This window comes from Acinetobacter sp. ABJ_C4_1 (assembly GCF_044538495.1).
Taxonomy (GTDB): Bacteria; Pseudomonadota; Gammaproteobacteria; order Pseudomonadales; family Moraxellaceae; genus Acinetobacter; species Acinetobacter nosocomialis_A.
Map to the genome: position 1 here is coordinate 257,426 of NZ_JBIUCQ010000002.1, position 19,485 is coordinate 276,910.

Annotated in this window: 15 protein-coding genes and 1 pseudogene; 7 read left to right on the top strand and 9 right to left on the bottom strand. The window is 38.3% G+C overall.

Features of this window, described 5'->3' with window-relative positions:
• Window positions 1–44: 44 nt before the first annotated feature.
• Window positions 45–413: a hypothetical protein gene (locus tag ACIF8R_RS04130; RefSeq protein WP_311087757.1), complete on the top strand. Its 369-nt coding sequence runs from the start codon at window positions 45–47 to the stop codon at window positions 411–413.
• Window positions 414–466: 53 nt separating this feature from the next.
• Here ACIF8R_RS04130 and ACIF8R_RS04135 read toward each other — a convergent pair whose 3' ends face one another.
• The 7 genes from ACIF8R_RS04135 to ACIF8R_RS04165 all read right to left on the bottom strand — a co-directional run bounded on the left by ACIF8R_RS04135 (window position 467) and on the right by ACIF8R_RS04165 (window position 10,741).
• The gene (locus ACIF8R_RS04135; RefSeq protein WP_396479519.1) at window positions 467–1,126 is read right to left on the bottom strand and encodes an SOS response-associated peptidase family protein; all 660 of its coding nucleotides are present in this window, start codon (window positions 1,124–1,126) and stop codon (window positions 467–469) included.
• A gap of 107 nt (window positions 1,127–1,233) precedes the next feature.
• Window positions 1,234–2,964, bottom strand: a complete 1,731-nt coding sequence (locus ACIF8R_RS04140; RefSeq protein ID WP_396479250.1) for an ABC transporter ATP-binding protein — start codon at window positions 2,962–2,964, stop codon at window positions 1,234–1,236.
• 12 nt (window positions 2,965–2,976) lie between these two features.
• On the bottom strand, window positions 2,977–4,119 hold the full coding sequence (locus ACIF8R_RS04145; RefSeq protein WP_396479252.1) for an ABC transporter permease: 1,143 nt from the start codon (window positions 4,117–4,119) through the stop codon (window positions 2,977–2,979).
• Between the two features lie 7 nt (window positions 4,120–4,126).
• The gene (locus tag ACIF8R_RS04150) at window positions 4,127–5,065 is read right to left on the bottom strand and encodes an ABC transporter permease (protein ID WP_396479254.1); all 939 of its coding nucleotides are present in this window, start codon (window positions 5,063–5,065) and stop codon (window positions 4,127–4,129) included.
• Between the two features lie 12 nt (window positions 5,066–5,077).
• A complete protein-coding gene (locus ACIF8R_RS04155; protein ID WP_396479256.1) occupies window positions 5,078–7,111 on the bottom strand; it encodes a M3 family metallopeptidase in 2,034 nt (677 codons plus the stop codon).
• Window positions 7,112–8,935 carry an ABC transporter substrate-binding protein gene (locus ACIF8R_RS04160; protein WP_396479521.1) on the bottom strand — a complete coding sequence of 608 codons (1,824 nt, stop codon included), beginning with the start codon at window positions 8,933–8,935 and terminating at the stop codon, window positions 7,112–7,114.
• Between the two features lie 15 nt (window positions 8,936–8,950).
• Window positions 8,951–10,741: an ABC transporter substrate-binding protein gene (locus ACIF8R_RS04165; protein ID WP_396479258.1), complete on the bottom strand. Its 1,791-nt coding sequence runs from the start codon at window positions 10,739–10,741 to the stop codon at window positions 8,951–8,953.
• Between the two features lie 142 nt (window positions 10,742–10,883).
• Here ACIF8R_RS04165 and ACIF8R_RS04170 point away from each other — a divergent pair, with 142 nt between their 5' ends.
• The 6 genes from ACIF8R_RS04170 (at window position 10,884) to ACIF8R_RS04195 (ending at window position 16,817) form a co-directional block, all read left to right on the top strand.
• Window positions 10,884–10,997: a hypothetical protein gene (locus ACIF8R_RS04170; protein WP_139344670.1), complete on the top strand. Its 114-nt coding sequence runs from the start codon at window positions 10,884–10,886 to the stop codon at window positions 10,995–10,997.
• A 520-nt stretch (window positions 10,998–11,517) separates the two neighbouring features.
• Window positions 11,518–14,190 carry a TonB-dependent receptor gene (locus ACIF8R_RS04175; protein WP_311071308.1) on the top strand — a complete coding sequence of 891 codons (2,673 nt, stop codon included), beginning with the start codon at window positions 11,518–11,520 and terminating at the stop codon, window positions 14,188–14,190.
• Between the two features lie 111 nt (window positions 14,191–14,301).
• Window positions 14,302–15,024 (top strand): energy transducer TonB, encoded by a 723-nt coding sequence (locus ACIF8R_RS04180; RefSeq protein ID WP_396479260.1) that lies wholly within the window; start codon window positions 14,302–14,304, stop codon window positions 15,022–15,024.
• A 40-nt stretch (window positions 15,025–15,064) separates the two neighbouring features.
• Window positions 15,065–15,946: a MotA/TolQ/ExbB proton channel family protein gene (locus ACIF8R_RS04185; protein ID WP_396479262.1), complete on the top strand. Its 882-nt coding sequence runs from the start codon at window positions 15,065–15,067 to the stop codon at window positions 15,944–15,946.
• 15 nt (window positions 15,947–15,961) lie between these two features.
• The gene (locus tag ACIF8R_RS04190) at window positions 15,962–16,384 is read left to right on the top strand and encodes a biopolymer transporter ExbD (protein WP_000525862.1); all 423 of its coding nucleotides are present in this window, start codon (window positions 15,962–15,964) and stop codon (window positions 16,382–16,384) included.
• 19 nt (window positions 16,385–16,403) lie between these two features.
• The gene (locus ACIF8R_RS04195; RefSeq protein WP_396479264.1) at window positions 16,404–16,817 is read left to right on the top strand and encodes an ExbD/TolR family protein; all 414 of its coding nucleotides are present in this window, start codon (window positions 16,404–16,406) and stop codon (window positions 16,815–16,817) included.
• Window positions 16,818–16,901: 84 nt separating this feature from the next.
• On the opposite strand, the pseudogene ACIF8R_RS04200 reads toward ACIF8R_RS04195, so the two are convergent.
• Together ACIF8R_RS04200 and ACIF8R_RS04205 are read right to left on the bottom strand one after the other, a co-directional pair.
• A pseudogene (locus ACIF8R_RS04200) lies at window positions 16,902–17,015 on the bottom strand (GNAT family N-acetyltransferase); the annotation flags it as partial.
• 97 nt (window positions 17,016–17,112) lie between these two features.
• The gene (locus ACIF8R_RS04205; protein ID WP_151789523.1) at window positions 17,113–19,278 is read right to left on the bottom strand and encodes a malate synthase G; all 2,166 of its coding nucleotides are present in this window, start codon (window positions 19,276–19,278) and stop codon (window positions 17,113–17,115) included.
• Window positions 19,279–19,485 lie beyond the last annotated feature (207 nt).

The following is a 19,485-nucleotide window of genomic DNA, read 5'->3' on the forward strand; positions in this document are numbered from 1 at the left end:
CTTGCTATGTTCATTAATACAATAACAAAATGGAAGACTAAATAATGATGCTATATGGATATCACTTCTCAACAATTGAAAATAACTGGGAAGACTTAACCCCATTAAATGAGTTTTTACAAACATTTGCAGATGATGATGGTGATGTCTCTCAAAGAGACAAAGAATCGCTTAAAGAAATTATTGCTAAATCAGATACGGCTTTGGCTTTAGCCAAAGAAATGGGTTGGGACGGCAGCTATACAGGTTGCCCTTATTTATTTTGGTTACCGAGTAAAAATACGCAATCATTTGAATATGGCTTTGTTTTTAAACAAACCTCAGATAACTCAACTTTTGTGATTTCACCCATTGAATTGGCTTATCTAGCACAAGATAATCAGGTACAAACTTTAAGTAAGAATATTGACTAAGTATAAAGGGTTATTGACTTAACAATTAAGCCAATAACCTAGCCCCACTATTGCTATTCAAACATACTTAATTGAGGTGTAGGTTTTATAATTTTCTCTTTAGGAACATGTAAACACTCAAACTCCTCAACAGGGAAACCTTCAATAAAGCTTGAAATATCTGGGGTTTCTAAACTTAACCATTCATCTAAACGGTCATGTGGAATCACAATGACTGATCTTTTGACATCGCCCGGTTCGTGGAAGTCTTTCATCATGGGATGATCGATCGCATCCATGGTTAACATACTTGCAGAACGAACAATCGTTTCATTCATTTTGCAAATTTCATAAATTGCTGCAATGAAAAAAGCCTGTCCATCTTTACGGCGTACAGCCCATCGCTCAGGTTTATCATTTATATATTTACTTTCATAAAACTCGGTCACAGGGATTACACCGAACTTGCATTTAAGAGCAGCTTCTTGAAAACTCGGTTTTTGGAAAATTGTTTCGTGACGAGCATTATAAGTATGTTTTGCTATGTTTGTATCTTCCGCCCATTTGGGAACCAATCCAAACATGACTTCACGCCATTCAAGACCTTGCGGTGATTTAAATAATAATGGCGTTGTTCCAGCAGGATAAACCTCATCGGCATAGCTAAAGCCAACCACAGGCAACTGAAGTTGCTGTAATTGGGCAAGAGTTAAAGGTTTAAAGTTGGCACACATAGCAAGAATAAAATACTGTACTTTTACTTCTCTTATTTTATAAGTATTTATTCTATAAACCAAATAAAAAGGCACTCGAAAGTGCCTTGAACGACGTAACTTTACGCTTATGAAACGTGTTGAATGCCTTGGGGAATCGCCTGCAATAGACGTTTAGTGTATTCATGTTGAGGATGTGCATAGAGCTCGTCTGAGTTAGCGATTTCAACAACCTCACCATGATTCATGACCATGACCTGATCAGAAATATATTTCACAACCGATAAATCATGTGAAATAAAGATATAACTTAGTCCAAACTCATCTTGTAAGTCCTGTAATAAGTTAAGTACTTGTGCCTGAACTGAAACATCAAGTGCAGAAACGGATTCATCACATATCAAAATTTCAGGCTTTAGCGTTAAACAACGTGCAATCGCAATACGTTGGCGTTGACCACCCGAGAACTCGTGTGGGTATCGATAATAAGCTTGTTCAGGTAAATTGACTCGTTCAAGTAACCCAAGTGCGATTTGTTTACGCTCAGCATCATCTTTACCAATGCCATGAATTTGCATAGGTTCTAATAAAATCTGCCCAATCGTAAAGCGTGGGTTAAGCGAAGCATATGGGTTCTGAAAGATAATCTGAATCTTTCGTTGATATTTAGCAAACTCTTTTTCAGTTAATGAAAGAATATCTTTACCTTCAATTAAGGCTTCCCCACCTGTTGCTTCGTGTAAACGCATAAGCAACAAGCCCACAGTGGTTTTACCTGAGCCTGACTCTCCCACTAAACCAAGCGTTTTCCCTTTAGCCAGTTTAAAAGAAACGCCTTTTACCGCCTGAAACTCTTCTTTGCCAAATAATCCTTTACGACTATAAAAGCTTTTTTTCAGATCTTTTACTTCTAAAATAATTTGCTCATTGCCATTTAAACCGCGTTTACGCTGTGGAATTTCTGAAACATTAAAGCTTTGCTCTACCAATACATTGTCTTCTTGACGCATAAAGTCGCTGGTCACAGGCAAACGATAAGGTCGCTGTGACATTTGAGGACGACAGTAAAGTAAAGCTCGGGTATATACATCTTTAGGTTGCTCTAGAACTTGTTCTGCAAGTCCCTGCTCTCTAATTTCACCATGACGCATCACAATCACTTGATCTGCAATTTCACCCACCAAAGCCAAATCATGCGTAATAAAGAGCATCGACATTTGACGGCGCTGACGCAACGATTCGAGTAAATCAATAATTTGCTTTTGAATGGTGACATCAAGCGCTGTAGTCGGTTCATCAGCTATCAGTAGTTTAGGCTCACAAGCAATCGCCATTGCAATCATGACACGTTGCTGCTGACCACCGGAAAGCTGGTTAGGATAAGCATCAATTTTTGTTTCCGGTGAAGGTATCCCGACCTCTTTGAGTAACTCTAAAACACGTTGACGGGCTTGTTTACGGCTCATGCCCATATGTATGCACAATACTTCTGCAATTTGATTGCCAACTGTAAAAACCGGATTTAATGATGACATCGGTTCCTGAAAAATCATGGCAATGTCTTTACCACAGATTTTTCGCATATCTTTCCGGGATAAGCTGAGTAAATCTTGACCTTCAAAAACAATCTTACTTTTTTCATCAATTTTACTTTGGCCTACAGGTAGTAATCCCATAGTTGCCAAAGAAGTAACTGACTTGCCGCTACCCGACTCACCAACTAAAGCAACAGTGGTATTTGCCGGAATATCAAAGGAGATTCCTTTAACAGTCTCGATATACTGCTTGTCTTCACCTTTAAAGCTTACACGTAAGTTTTCAATGTGGAGTAAAGGGACACTTTTTTGTTGTTCTGACATTAGGTTTTCCTCTTATTTTAGTTTTGGATCTAATGCATCACGCAGTGCATCAGTAAACATTGAAAATGCCGTAACCAAAACAGCCATTGCGACAGAGGCTGCGACAAGCTGCCACCATTTTCCTAAAAGAAGTTCACTTTGTGCTTCATTTAACATACTGCCCCAAGACACTACGCCTACTGGCACACCAAAACCCAAGAAACTCAAAATAACTTCTGATTTAATAAAAGAAACCACCAAAATCGACATTTGAACCAAAGCAATATGGCTGACATTAGGAAAAATATGAATGAACATACGGCGGAAATGCCCAACACCAATTGCCTTGGCAGCCAGAACATATTCACGTGCGGTATGTTTCATATACTCAGCACGAATTAAACGGTAAACACCTGTCCAGCCCGTTAAACCTAAAATCAGAACAATAGATAAAATTCCCTTTTGTTGCAGTACGGCAGCTATCGCAAGAACTAATAATAAATATGGAATGGAAGTAAAAATGTTATAAAACCAGTTAAGGATGTCATCTACCCAACCACCAAAGTAGCCTGAAATTGCACCTAATAATGTGCCTAAGGTCACTGCGAGCAATGCTGAAACTAGCCCTACAATAATTGAGGTTTCAGCACCTTTAATGGTCTTTTTAAGAACATCTTGTCCCCATTTGTCAGCTCCAAATATAAGTGTGCTTTTAAGTTCACTTTGCTGATCGAGTAAATGTCCACCGAGTTGCTGATCAATTGCTTTCATATCATCCGCTAACGGATCAACTACACCATAATAATCAATTGCACTTCCAGAGCTCTTTTCTTGTTTAATTTCAGCCTTGAGTTGGTGAATGACATCTTTTAAAGGATCGACTGGATTTTCTGGTAATTCCTCATCTACAGCGGCTGTCTTTTGCAAAGCTTCCGTTGTTTTATCTGCACCTATAAATGTAGGGGGTGCATAACTGACCGCAACTTCTTTGTTCCAGTCCGATGCAATCAGTCCCGTAAATGATAGTAGCAATACGACCAAATAGAACAGCACAACAATGAGCGATGCGATTGCAATTTTATCAGCCCGAAGACGGCGCATTGCAAGGCGCCATAAACCCGCTGAAGCTGGAGCTGTCTGGGTTTGTAATTTTCTTTTTGATAGAACACTTAGCATAACCCACCTACTTCAACTGTACACGTGGATCAACCACTTTGTAGACTAAATCGGCAATCAAGTTAAAAATCATGGTTGCAGCTGCAATATAAACTGTAATTGCTTTAATCACAGGAAAATCACTTCGCTCAACCGCAATAATTACTTCTCGACCAATACCGGGAATACCAAAAAAACGTTCAATTAAAAATGCACCTATGAGCAACGCAGGCAAAGTCGCCATCACATCGGTAATAATAGGAATTGAGGCATTACGTAAAACATGCACACCTAAAATTCGGCTTTCACCTACACCTTTAGCACGTGCCGTTCTAACGTAATCTTGGTTAATCTCATCCAGCACAAAACTACGGTATAACCTTAAAGTAGGTGCAATACTCACCACCAACATAATTAAAATTGGAAGCAAGGAGAACTTAAATACATTATCGGTAAAGTTATCGCTCCAGCCCTGTACTGGAAACCAACTTAACTGATAAGCCAGAACATATTGAAAAACAATAATATAAACCAAGATACTAATCGACATACCAATGGTACATAACATCATGACCATACGATCTGTTAAAGTGCCACGTACTGCCGATACAGCCAAAGCTAAGCCAATTGAAATAACGGTTTGTAAAATAGTAAGTGGAATTAACAGCGTTAGCGAAGGCCCCAAGCGAGTTAAAATAATTTGTGAAACAGGTTCCCCCGTACTCCAACTTGCACCATAGTCAAAAGTGAGAATCTGCTTAATAAAAATCCAGAGCTGAACGTAATAAGGCTGATCGACACCTAGTTGTTTACGAATGTTCTCAATCTGCTCAGGATTAGACATCTTACCTGCCAGAATATAGGCCGGATCTCCACCCACCCAGTTAAAAAGAATAAAGATAAACAGTACTACTCCCAACATGGTTGGAATCATCTGCCATAAACGCCGAATAACATATGCCAGCATAGTGATAATTCCTTATTTAACCCGTTGTCCGGTAATTTCATTAAAGAATGCTTTATTGTCAGGATCACGACCAAGGAAATCTTTAACCAATTCAGCTGCCGGTTTTTGGCTACCCTGAGATAAAATCGTTTGACGGTAACGTTGTCCGACTTGTGGGTTATTAAGGTTTTCACCATAAGCAGAAAGCATATCTAGAGCTAAAACTTCAGACCACATATAACCGTAGTAACCTGCTTGATAGCCACCCATTAAGTGTCCAAACTGTCCAGGAAACTCTGTTGTTGGTACATATCCCAAGGCTGTAGCTGCTTCCATTTTTTGCCAAGTTTCTAAAGGCTTTACTTTTAAGGCATCGGCCGTATGAAGCGCCATATCGTACTGTGCATAAAGCGTCTGACGTGCATAACGTAAACCGCGCCCATAGTTATGTACTGCTTTTAAACGGGCAATTAATTCGTCATCAACACGTGGGCATACTGGATCACAGTAATCAGCCACTTTAGATAAGGTTTCTTTACGTCGTGCCCACTCTTCATACATTTGAGATGGTGCTTCTACAAAGTCACGCTCTACAGATGTTCCAGACTGACTTGCATAGCGGGTATTAGATAAAATGCCATGCAAGGCATGACCAAATTCATGCACAAAAGTTTCGAGCTCATCACTATTTAAACCTTTACGGTTAAAGTTTGTGACGAGTGCTGAAACCGGTAAGCGGTTGGTTAAAGTGCTACCACCATATACTCCCCAAACAGCGGCATGGCCATATTTCCCTTCTCGAGGGAATTTATCCATATATAAGCCACCAAGGAGTTTTCCTGTCTTTTTATCGACTACATCGTAATATTCAACTTCGCTCTGCCATGCTTTCACTTTGACAGGTTTAAAATCAATACCATAAAGGTCAGATGAAATAGCAAATAACCATTTTTGTGCCGCTAAAGTCGGGAAATAATCACGAAGCTTTTCCTGATCAATTTGATATTTGCTCTTACGAAGTTTTTCACTCCAGTAAGCTTCACTCCAACGTGCGATCTCGGTTTTATCTAATGGTGTTTTTAAAGTTTGTGCTTTAAATGCTCGGAGCTCTTCTACTTCTTTGCGCTCAAGTGGTGCGACCGTTTTCTGTACTTCTGCCAAAAACTGATTTACAGCTTCGGGCGTTTTTGCCATACGGTCTTTTAACACCCAATCTGCATAACTTGCTTTTCCAAATAACTGCGCAAGCTCATAACGTAAATCTACTGCCTGTTTGAGTAGTTTTAAGTTTTGTTCAGTACCACGTCGTGTAAAGGCAATCTGGTATCTTTTTCTGGCATCATCATTATCTGCCAGTTCCATAAATGGACGATATTCCGGATACTCAAAACCTAAAAGATAGTTACCTTTGGCATTTTTCTTTAACCCTGAAATATAACTTTCCGGTAGTCCTTTCATCTCTTCAGGAGTAAATTCAAGTTTTTCAGGGTTATCACGAATATTGCGGTTATATTCCTGTTCGAGTTTAGTCAACTCATCCAGAATGGCTTTCATTCTTGCACGTTTTGCTGGTTCTAATTGAACCCCCGTGTCTTCAAACTGATCGAGAATATCCTGACGGTATTTTTTATCTATTGGATCAGTTGCTTTTGTATTTTTAATTACGTTATATAGTTTTGAATTTTGGAATATATCAGTATGAAACTGATTAATTTTAATTTCGCAGTCTTCGGCTGCCTTACGTAATTTCGCATCCGGATCTACGTTACTATATAAACCTATGGGTCCTGAAAAATCTTCAAGATGAGCAAAAATTTTATCCCACTTGGCTAATATCGGAGCGGCAGCAGCATCGGTTTTAACAGGTATTTTTTCAAAACTTGAAATCTCTTGCTGGATTTTTTTTAAATTAGAATCGCACCATGTGGGAAGTTGCTCTGCTTTAAGTAATGGTAACGTCGCACGTGTCGCCTCTGCCGATGCAAACTGACTTATACCTATGGTCAACATACATAAACTAGTCATTTTCAGTGTGTTATTTTTCATCATATCTCCAATTTTTTTCATTTAATGATTAGATTTCGTATTTGTATCAATATCGAAGTACATCCATTCAGCATGTAAAATCGGATGCTTCTTATATCCAATGATTCTTGGTTGAGCCAACATATTTCTATAACGTGCATACAACACTTGCACTGGCATATACACTTCTAACAAACGTGTCATTTTTCGATAAATCACATCTCGTTCTGGGCCAGGCTTAATCTGTTGAGACTGACGGTATAATTGATCAAACTCTGGTATTGAACCGCAAGACCAGTTGGTCATATGGGTGTTCGGGCCATAAAAATTCTGCATAAAATTATCGCCATCTGGATAATCGGCAATCCATGCAGAAGAACCAAACATTCCGTCACACTGTTTTTGTGCCCGAATGAGGTCTGAAAAGAGCATAGGCTTGTAAACCATACGGATATTCAAACTGTCAAAGTTCTTTTTCCAAAGCTCAGCACTTTGCTGACCAATACTGTCATTACGTGCCATATATTCAATGACCAGAGGCTTGCCATCTGGCTGTGTACGCCATCCTGAAGCATCTTTTTTATAGTTATATTTATCTAATAATAGATTTGCTGCTTTTACCGAATATGGGGTACTGCTTCTATATTGCGGATCAGAACCCACCACACCTGGCGGTACTGGAAAATGTAGACGCTCAGCATCACTATTACGTACTAATTTAATTTCTTGATCTATTGAACGAGACATTGCAATTGCACGGCGTAAAGCAATTTTTTCTTTACTCATTCCTCCAACAACAGGATTCTTAAGATTCCAATAGTTGTAACTAATTTCCGGATCAACAATACGAGATAAATGCACACCATCTTTTGCAAGTTCAGGTCTTAACTTGCCGTCTTTAATGGCTTTCGAGACTAATTGCCCTTCTAGTTGAATAATATCAACTTCACCACGCTGGAATGCCAACCATCGTGACTGGTTTTCTTCCATTACCTGAATATCAATTGTGCCGATTTGAGGCATTTGTTTACCTTTGAGGCGTTTCACAATTGCTTGGTCCTCAGCGCTACTGGCTACAAAGTTCCAAGTAAAACCGCGATAATCAGGATTCGCTTTTAAAACAATACGCGAAGCAGGCACCCACTTACTGAGCATATAAGGTCCTGTTCCTACTGGATGCCCCATAACAAAGCCAGATTTATCTTTATATTTTTCGATAACTTCACGCGCTACAGCCCCTGTAGGGTCATGTGCCAGTAATAAAGGAAAGTTATAATCAGGCTTCACTAACCGAATAACCAAGGTGTACTTATCAGGTGTTTGTAAACCGCTCACACTTTGATCGTAGTTAAACTTTCCTGTTTTACTGGCTGATTGTACTAAAGCATCCATACCTTCAATTTTGTTCTCCAACAACCAACTATTTGGCGAACGTAAATTTGGGTCTAATAAACGCTTAAAAGAGTACGCATAATCGTAAGCCGTTAACTCTCTAGGTTTACCTTTAAAAACAGGGTCCGGTGTAAAATAAATACCTTTTTTAATGTGAATCGTATAAGTCAGACCATCTGCACTCACTTCTGGCATAGCGGTTGCGATTTGGGGAATAAGCTTTGCTGGCCTTGCTAAATAGTCATAGGTATATAAAGTTTCAAATATCGAAGTGGTTACATGTGCTGAATATAAGTCATGGATATAAGCTGGGTCGAAACCTGTTTCAGCTGTTGGGAACGTATAATGTAAAACTTTATTCGGATCGGCTGGACTTTTTGCAAAAATAGTCGTGGTACCCGTTAATGCCATACTGGCAAATAATAGACCTACACTACAGTGCTTGAGCTTTTGTTTTAAATTTTCAGTCATGATGATCTTTATCTAAAATTATTTTTTAATAGGGGTAATATCAAGATATTGCCAGTTTGTATTCATCATCGGGTGAGGTTTAAAACCCTGAACTTGTGGTCGTATCAACCAATTACGAATTCGAGTTACATGAATAATCCAAGGATTGTCAGCTTCAATCTGGCGATTAAGCTTTTCATAATATGGTAGACGTTGTTGCGGTGGTAAATGAATGGCCTGAGTATAAAGAGCATCATATGTTTTAGACTGATAACAGGCATGGTTTCCCTGCCCAGCATTTGGTCCATATAGTAATTGTGCAAAATTATCTCCTTCGGGATAGTCAGCAATCCATGCCCCGCTCCACATCATATATTTACATTGAGTTGCGGCTTTTAAGTTATCTGCAAAATTACTTACTTTAAAGTCAGCACGAATGCCAATCGCGTCTAGATTTTTTTTCCAGAGTTCAGAATGAATAACTGATGCTGAGCTATTTTCATTATTAATTTTTAAAATTAAAGGTTTGCCATTTGGTAAGGTCCGATAGCCATCAGCCCCTTTTTTATAACCATAATAATCAAGCAGTTTATTTGCTAGCCGCGGATTATATCCTACGCTACTTTTATACTTCGGGTTATATCCGTTTACACCTTCAGGTATAAACATTTCTGCTCTCACTGCCTGACCTTTATATGCCTGTTTTATGCTTTCTTTTTGGTCATAGGCCAAAGTAATTGCTCGACGAAGCGCAATTTTTTCTGGACTAAAACCACCAATAACCGGATCACGCATATTCATCATGGTATAGGTCATTTCAGGTTCTTTATATGGAAAATGTTTAATGCCTCTTTTTTGAAAAGAAGCTTTAAGTTGATTTCCATCTAACGCTTGAGGAACGGCATCTGCTGTAAGTTTGTCAAAATCTAATTGACCCGATTGAAAAGCTAACCATCTTGATTGTTGTTCTTCAATGATACTGACCACCACCTTGCCAACTTGTGGCATTTTCTTTCCAGACATTTCTTTAACAAGTTGGTTATCCCACGGTGTTCCTGTTGACTTAAAATTCCAGACAAAACCACGATAATCAGGATTGGCAACCAACTCGACCTTACTTCTTGGAACATATTTACTTAACATGTACGGTCCGGTACCTACTGGATGCATACCGATACGATCACCGTAATAATCAACAACCTCTTTAGCAACGCTACCAAAAGCAATATAGGCAAGAATATAAGGAAAATTATAGTCTTGGCGAGTTAAGGTAAACTGTAGGGTATATCGGTCAGTCGCTTTAAGTCCTGCAATTGGCGTAGCATAATCAAACTTTCCAGTTTTCTTTGCTTGAGCTACAACTGCATCGGCACCCACTAATTTTCCATCCAAAAAAGAAACGGAAGGTGCTCTATTTTTAGGGTCTAAAATACGTTTAATTGAATAAACATAGTCTTCTGCCACCAATTCACGGCGTTTGCCTTTAAAGGCAGGATCATCCGTAAAATAAATACCTGGCTTAATTTTAAATATATAAACTTTACCATCTTGCTCAACCTTCGGCATGCTTTCAGCCGTATAAGGAACCAGTTGTAGTGGACGTGCTAAATAATCGTATTTGAGTAGTGGTTCAAAAATAGCTTCTGCAATACTTGCACTATAGAAATTGGTGGTTTTAACCATGTCAAAACCGTCATCAGGTGCTTCATAGGCAACATGCAAAATCTTGTTTGGTTGTGCTGGCGTAATTGCATAAGCACATGGAATTGATGTAATAGCCAAACTTAAAATGGCGAGCTTAAAAAATTTTAATTTCAAGTTCATATCCACATAACTAATTTTTTTAAAAGATATTAACCTTTTGAGTAACATCTAAATCCGCATAAGAAAAGTTCTTTTTTCAGCAGATAGGCCTATTTGGGATTTGGAATTCACTTTCCTTTATCATCTTTTTATTTGATCAAATGGAAAAATAAATTCAAGTACCCAGTGTTTTGTAACTACTGAATATAAAGCGAATTTCATGCCATCTATGAGTATTCATAATAAAATATTTAAGAATATTAGAAATTCATATTTTTATTAGGTACTTAAATCCGTTTGAACTATATAAATAAAAGTTACTTTTTGCCAAATATTATATTTGTATATGTTAATCATTTAACATCTTAAATGCACAAAAAAAATACATTGATGATTCATTATGCATCATATTATTCCATTTACACTTAAGTAAAAATATCAACTTAATATACTGATATTTAAATAAAATTATATAAAAAAACATTACAACAAATAGTATAACATTACATATAATAAAGTTCTAAAACGATACATTTTTATTTATTAAGTATGTGAAGTGTCCATTAATGTATATTTTTTATACAAATAAATTTGAAACTTTTAGCCAATACAAAAAAATTTGCCAAACGGAAAATTTATTTAACTTCAAAAGAAACAGAAACACTGCCCTCAAACATAATAAAATCAATATTTATCAATATTTTGCATAAACTAAAAAAAGAAAAATATATAGTTGGCACTTGCTTTGCTTAAAAACATTCCAGCAATATCGCTAACTACAACAAAAAGGGATCACGTCCACGATGAAAAAAAAATACAATGTTCGATCTCAGGTAACCCCCAAGATCGGCAAGACAATACTTAAATTAAGTACCCTTAGTTTAAGCATGATGTGTCTTACCATGGCACAAGCAGCAGAAACCGAACAAACAAGTAATGATGATAAACCAGCAAAAGTTGTGAAAGTTGCAGTTACAGGTTCTTCAATCAAAGGCGTTGCTGCTCAAAGTGCTTCACCAATTACTGTTGTAAAAGTTGATGAAATTTTAAAACAAGGGGTAACATCAACTGAAGAAGCCTTAGCCAAGATTAGTGCAAACCAATCAAACTTCGTAACTGCTAGCAATGTGGGCGCTAGTAAAACTGTGGGGTCAGCAGCAAACTTGAGAGCTTTAGGTGCTAACAAGACACTTATTTTGCTGAATGGTCGTAGATTAGCTGCTAATGCATATGATAGTGGGGTGACAAACTTAAATATTATTCCACTCGCCATGTTAGACCGTATTGAAGTTTTACGTGATGGTGCTTCTTCCATTTATGGAACAGATGCAATCGGTGGGGTTATCAACTTCATTACTAAAAAGCAGTTTACGGGTCTTAACCTAACCGCTGGATATCAAAAACCAGAAGAAAAAGGTGGAGATCAACAAGACTATAGCATTTTCGGCGGTTTTGGTGACTTAGAGGAAAATGGCTATAACGTTTTTGGAGTTGTCGATTACCGAAAAGGTGATGATGTCATGGCCCAAGATCGTAAAGTCAGTCGACGCGGAGGCATATTACCTGAATTAGGTGTAAATAAAACCAGTAGTGGTTCATTCCCTGCCAATGTTCCAGGTTTAGGCAATCCTTATGCATCTATAGGTTGTAGTGATAACCCTTTAGTCAGCAGTCCTGATGGCAAAACTTGTAGATATAACAGCCAAGCGGTTATTGGAATTGTTCCAAAAACAGAAGACATTTCTGTAATGGGCCGTGCGACTTTTAAACTCAACGATAATTTTAATGCAATTGCCGAATATTTATATGCAAGAAATGAGGTCACCACTTCAGTCGCACCAGACGTATTTTTTGATTTAAGTCTAGACCCTAACAGTAAATATTACCCAGGAAATGGGATAACCCCTGCTCTTGCTGGAGCATCGGGTCCTATCGATCTTTATTTACGTTCACAAGCTGGTAATCGTGTAAGTAATAGTATTAATCAATCACACCGGATATTTGCGGGTATTGAAGGTGAAACACATGGTTGGGATATCAATTCAGGGGTGACCTATGCACATAGCAGTGCCTCCGATGCAATCTTGAGTGGCTATTTAAACTATGACAAAACTCAAGAAGCTTTAAACAATGGCACCTTAAATCCATTCGGACCTCAGAACGCTGAAGATGCTGGTGTATGGGATCAACTCGGTGTTAAGGGCAAATATTTAAAAGCCAACCTAGACACAACCACAGTTGATTTCACTGCAAGTCGACCTATTTTCAAACTACCAGCTGGTGATGTTGGGTTCGCTGTTGGGGCAAGCTATCGTTATGAAGATTGGACTTCAAAAGTAGTTGCGGATGTTGCTCGACTAGCTCCTAGTACGGGTACTGATCCAGACGAACCGGAAAATAAAGGTGATCGTAATATCAAATCGGTATTTACCGAATTTCATATTCCACTGCACAAAACTTTAGAAGCTCAAATTGCTGCTCGATATGATGACTACAATGACTTTGGTGATACGTTCAATCCAAAATTTGCACTTCGTTGGGAGCCGATTAAACAGTTAATGTTCCGTACCACTTATAGTACAGGTTTCAGAGCTCCTACACTTTGGGAGGTTAATGGCCCGAACTCTGTCACAAATACTGGTGCAACATATGACGACCCAGCACTTTGTCCTGGAGGAGTTGTACAACCTGGTGGTAAACAAGAACGCGACTGTAATATGCAGTTCAAACGTCAAAACGGTGGGAATAAGAGTTTAAATCCAGAAGAATCTAAATCTTTTACAGCAGGTTTAGTATTTGAACCTGTTAAAAATTTAGCCTTCACTCTTGATTACTTCAATATAGAAGTAGATAAACAAATTGCCACACTATCCGAAGCAGCTATATTTGCAGATCCTGTGAAATATGGAGACAAATTTGTACGTAATGCTGACGGTTCACTAAATTATATTATTACTACACAACAAAATTTAGGTGGTATTAAAACATCTGGTTTTGATGTGGGCTTAAGTTGGGTTTCACCAATGACTGCCACAGGCCGATTTGGTTTCAATATTGATGGTACATATATCACTGACTACAAATATCAAGCAGAACCAGATGGTGACTGGAAAGGTGTTGCAGGGTCATATAGCGGCTTAGATTATCAATCGATTATTCTACGCTGGAAACATACCGCCAACCTGAACTGGAACTATGAGAACTGGGCTTTAAATCTGCAACAAAACTTCTCACGCGGTTATCAAGATCAAAACGCGAATGATCAAAACCATAGAGTAAGTGACTATACAACCTACAATATTTCAGGGACTTACAAAGGCTTTAAAAACCTAGAGTTAACAGCAGGCATTAAAAATATATTTGATGAAGATCCACCTGCTTCTAACGTAATTGATAACTTCCAAATGGGATATGACCCACGTTACGCAGATCCTTTAGGACGTACTTACTTTGTACGAGGTACATATAAGTTCTAAATGGTTGTTCTGCAAATATAACCCTCAAAAAGTTAGTTTGCAGAACAAATACTCATTCTTAGCCAAACAGTCATTTTAAAAAATTGTTTGTCTACAGTTTCAGGAGTAACTATGGGCATGACTTTTACAGACATAGAAAATAAATCTGCCAAACGCCTTATTGGTATTGCTGCAGTGCTTTTTCTGCATCTTCTTGTTGCCTATATTCTGATGTCAGGTTTAGCAAACAATATTCAAAAACCAGCAGAAAAACCTGTGGAATTACAAATTATTCAGGATATTAAACCACCTCCTCCACCAAAACCGGAGGAGCCAAAACCTAAGGAAAAACCACCAGAGCCACCAAAAATGGTCGAAAAGGTTGCCAAGGTTCCTGAGCCGCCTAAACAGGTTGAGAAAGTAGCGACACCGGTACAAAAAACCAATCCGGTAGCTCAGCCAACTAAAGTTGCGACTCCTGCTCCAGCCGCGCCGGCTGCACCTAGTGCACCATCGCCAAGTCCAGTTGCAGCACCTGCTCCAGCGGCAGCCGCACCAGCGCCTAAACCAGCTGGCGTGACTCGTGGCGTTTCAGAAGGTTCCGCAGGTTGTGAAAAACCGGAATATCCACGTGAAGCACTGATGAATGAAGAACAAGGTACGGTGCGCATACGTGTTTTAGTTGATACTTCCGGCAAAGTTATTGATGCCAAAGTGAAAAAATCGAGTGGTAGCAAAACCTTAGATAAAGCGGCAACTAAAGCTTACAGCTTATGTACGTTCAAACCAGCAATGAAAGATGGCGTGCCTCAGCAGGACTGGTATGAAATTGAATATCCATTCGTAATTGAATAAACAATTGAATTAGTAAGAAATTAAAAATATTGGAGATAATATGATGAAAAAATCAACTCAATCACTCGTACGTTTCGCTTCTGCAAGTTTAATCGCAGCATGCTCACTGCTCCCATTAAGTACAGCTTTTGCAGAAGAAACGAGCAATACTCCTGTTGCAACCGCAACTACAGAAGCAACTTCAAATGCAAATACACCAACTCCACCTCCAAAGCCTGCAAGCAGTGAAACTGTTAAAAATCCATATGGTCTAGAAGCTCTTTGGCGTGAAGGCGATTTAGTTGCTAAGTCTACCCTATTTATACTCGTACTGATGTCTATTGGTACGTGGTACATCATTGTCTCTAAATTCTTACAACAAGCAAAAGTAAAACGCCAAGGTAAAGAAGCAGAAAAAAGTTTTTGGGAAGCTACTTCTTTAGATAATGCTGCTGATGGTCTAGAACAAAGTAGTGCATATCGTTTTATTGCAGAAAAAGGTATTAACTCAACTAAGTCACACGGCGGTTCTTTACTAGAACGTATTGACTTCAATACTTGGGTGAGCATTTCAATACAACGTGCAATTGAAAAAGTACAAAACCATTTAGGTGGCGGTTTAGCCTTTTTAGCAACTGTAGGTTCTACGGCACCTTTCGTGGGCCTATTCGGAACAGTCTGGGGAATCTATCACGCGTTAACAGCTATCGGGATTTCAGGTCAGGCGTCTATTGATAAAGTTGCCGGACCTGTCGGTGAAGCACTCATTATGACAGCTATTGGTCTTGCAGTCGCAGTACCGGCTGTACTTGGTTACAACTGGTTGACTCGTCGCAATAAAGCAGTAATGGAAAACGTCCGTTCATTTGGTTCAGATTTACATGCAGTTTTATTAAGCGGTGAAATTAATACCAATAATTCAGTTAACCGCAGCATCAAATAATCAGGAGCAAACATTATGGGTATGAGTGTTGGTTCTGAAGATGATGACGAAATGATTGGAACAATTAACACGACGCCTCTAGTTGATGTCATGTTGGTTCTACTTATTATTTTTCTGATTACTATTCCGGTAGTTACTCATACAGTTCCGGTGAAACTGCCAGAAGAAAAAAATACGCCGTACGCAACTACACCTGAAAATATTCAACTTTCAGTAAATAAGAAAGGAGATATTTTCTGGAACGAAAGTTATGTACCTAATAAAGAAATATTGTTAGCAAAATTACAGGCTGTAGCGCAAAAAAGACCGCAGCCAGAGGTACATATTCGGGGAGATCAGCTTACTCATTTTGAAGCGATAGATCAGGTCATTAGTACGACCAAACAAGCTGGTATTGGCAAAATTGCCTTTGTTACTACCCCTCCAGCCTCCCCGTAACTATTTTAAGGAGAATCTTATGGGTATGAATGTCGGTTCAAATAATGATGATGATGTGATGTTAGAAGTCAACATGACACCTCTTATTGATGTCATGTTGGTGCTCATTATCATGTTTATTATTACCATACCTGCACCAAACAACGCGATTAATATTAATTTGCCAAATGGCACACCGCCACCAACAAATGAAAAGCCACCAGAAGTGATTGATGTAAGAATTGATGCAGCAGGCAAAGTATTTTGGAATAACCAAGAGGTTTCTGACCGCAAGGCTCTAGAGACTTTATTTCAAGGTGTTGTTGCAAAAAAAGATCAAGACCAGATCAAACTCAAACCAGACCAGTTGGCTGAATATAAAAATGTAGCGATGGTCATGGCTACAGCACAGCGTTTAGGTGTCACTAAAATTGGAATTGTGAGCAGTAACTAATATTGCTTTTAATCTATTTAACTCTATTAACTCCTGCGCTAACTTGAATCTTCAGTTAGCGTTTTTTTTGAAGCGAAATATTCAAGTCTCAGCAATAGAATATACATTTGGTGCAACATAGTCCTTTTGAGATTCATCCAACGACAACTTTGCACATTGAATCCAATTCTCACGATTAAGATTTTTTAAGTTAATCAATATCAAAACCTTTTAACTATAAGTCTGTACTTTATAAGCATAAAATATACCGAAAATAAAAAAGCCTCCGTAGAGGCTTTTTTATAACAGGTTAAAATTAGTCACCTGTATAACCTTTTAACTTCAAACGAGCAGCGTGTAATAACGGTTCAGTATAACCTGAAGGCTGTTCACAACCTTTAAAAATAAGGTCAGAAGCTGCTTGGAAAGCAATATTTGTTTCAAAGTTAGCTGCCATTGGTTTATACAATGGGTCATTCGCATTTTGCTCATCAACAATTTTTGCCATGCGTTTAAGCACTTCTTCAACTTGTTCACGAGTCACAATACCGTGACGTAGCCAGTTCGCAACGTGTTGAGAAGAAATACGTAATGTCGCACGGTCTTCCATTAAGCCCACATTGTTAATATCAGGAACTTTTGAACAACCTACACCTAAGTCAACCCAACGAACAACGTAACCTAAAATACCTTGGCAGTTATTTTCAAGTTCATTGTTGATCTCTTCCGCTGACCAGTTTGTATCAGGTGCAAATGGAGGTGTTAATAGGTCATCTAATGACAACATTTCTTCAGCTTTCAACTGATCTTGACGTGCTTTTACATTTACTTGATGGTAATGCATCGCATGAAGTACAGCACCAGTTGGTGATGGTACCCAAGCACATGAAGCACCAGCATTTGGATGAGCAGCTTTAGTTGCCAACATATCTTTCATGCTATCTGGTTTTGGCCACATGCCTTTACCAATTTGAGCTTTACCTTGTAAACCACATTTCAAGCCAATTGCAACGTTACGGTTTTCGTAAGCAGCAATCCATTTTTGTGTTTTAACCGCTTCTTTGCGAACAACTGGTGCAGCTTCCATAGAAGTATGGATTTCATCACCTGTACGGTCCATGAAACCAGTGTTAATAAAGATAGTGCGATCTTTAGCAGCAGCAATACAGTTTTTCAAGTTTACAGATGTACGGCGTTCTTCATCCATAATACCGATTTTTAAAGATTTCGCTGGTAAACCTAGTGCTTGCTCAGCGCGTTCAAATAATTCAACAGCAAAAGCAACTTCTTCTGGACCATGCATTTTTGGCTTAACAATATACATAGACCCTTTACGAGAGTTTTTATTTTCGTTTGTACTACGGATATCAGCAACTGATAACAATGGTGTTACCAATGCATCCATAATACCTTCGAAAATTTCTTCACCATCTACCAAAATAGCTGGGTTAGTCATCAAGTGACCTACGTTACGAAGTAACATAAGTGAACGACCATGAAGCTTTGTTGTTCCACCAATTAAATTTTTAATTTCGCGGTCTTTGCTTAACGCACGAACAATTGTTTTACCATTCTTTTCGATAGATTCTTGAAGTGTACCCTTCATTAAACCTAACCAGTTACGGTAACCTTCAACTTTTTCTTCTGCATCTACAGCTGCAACAGAGTCTTCCAAATCTTGAATTGTGGTTACCGCAGCTTCAAGTGTTAAATCTTTAACACCTGCTAAATCAGTTTGACCAATTGGGCTATTCGCATCAATTTCAATAATGACATGCAAGCCATTACTTAAAAGTACAACCTCTGAAGGATTTGCTTCTTCACCATTGAAACCAACAAATTGAGCTTCATGAGCTAAACCTGTTTTTGAACCATCTTTTAAAGTTACAACAAGTTTATTTTGTTCAATTGCATATTTAGTTGCATCTGCATGTGAGCCTTGAGCAAGCGGGAAAACTTCATTTAAGAAATTCTTAGCGAACTCAATTACCTTAGCACCGCGAACAGGGTTATACCCTTTTCCTTTTTCAGCACCGCCTTCTTCAGAAATTACATCGAAGCCGTAAAGTGCATCGTACAAAGAACCCCAACGTGCGTTTGCTGCATTTAAGCAATAACGTGCATTACGTACAGGCACTACTAACTGCGGACCTGCCAATAATGCAATTTCTTCGTCTACGTTTTCAGTTGTGATCTGGAAATCTTCAACTTCTGGTAATAAATAACCAATTTCAGTTAAAAACGCTTTATAAGCACCTAATTCAAATTTGTTATTACGGTGCCATTCATCAATTTTTGCTTGTAATTCATCACGCTTAGCCAATAATGCTTTATTTTTTGGGCTAAGATCGACAACAACTTGCTCAAAGTTCTTCCAGTAAGTTTCACTATCTAAACCAGAACCTGGTAAAGCTTCATTTTCGATAAAATCGTAAAGTTCTTTAGCAATCGCTAACTTGCCTTTTTGAATACGTGCAGTCATTGTCTTTCCTGAAGTTGCTACTTTTTATACCAAGAGAAACCTAGTATACCGATTTAAATTAAGCTGAATACTAATATCACATTCCTAAATAGTAAGCATTTTCCCTTGCAAAACTATTGACAAAGATAAATTTTTCTATATAGGAAAATATTAAAATTCTAACTAGGTTTCCCAACAATTTATTCAATATTAAAAGATACTGAAACT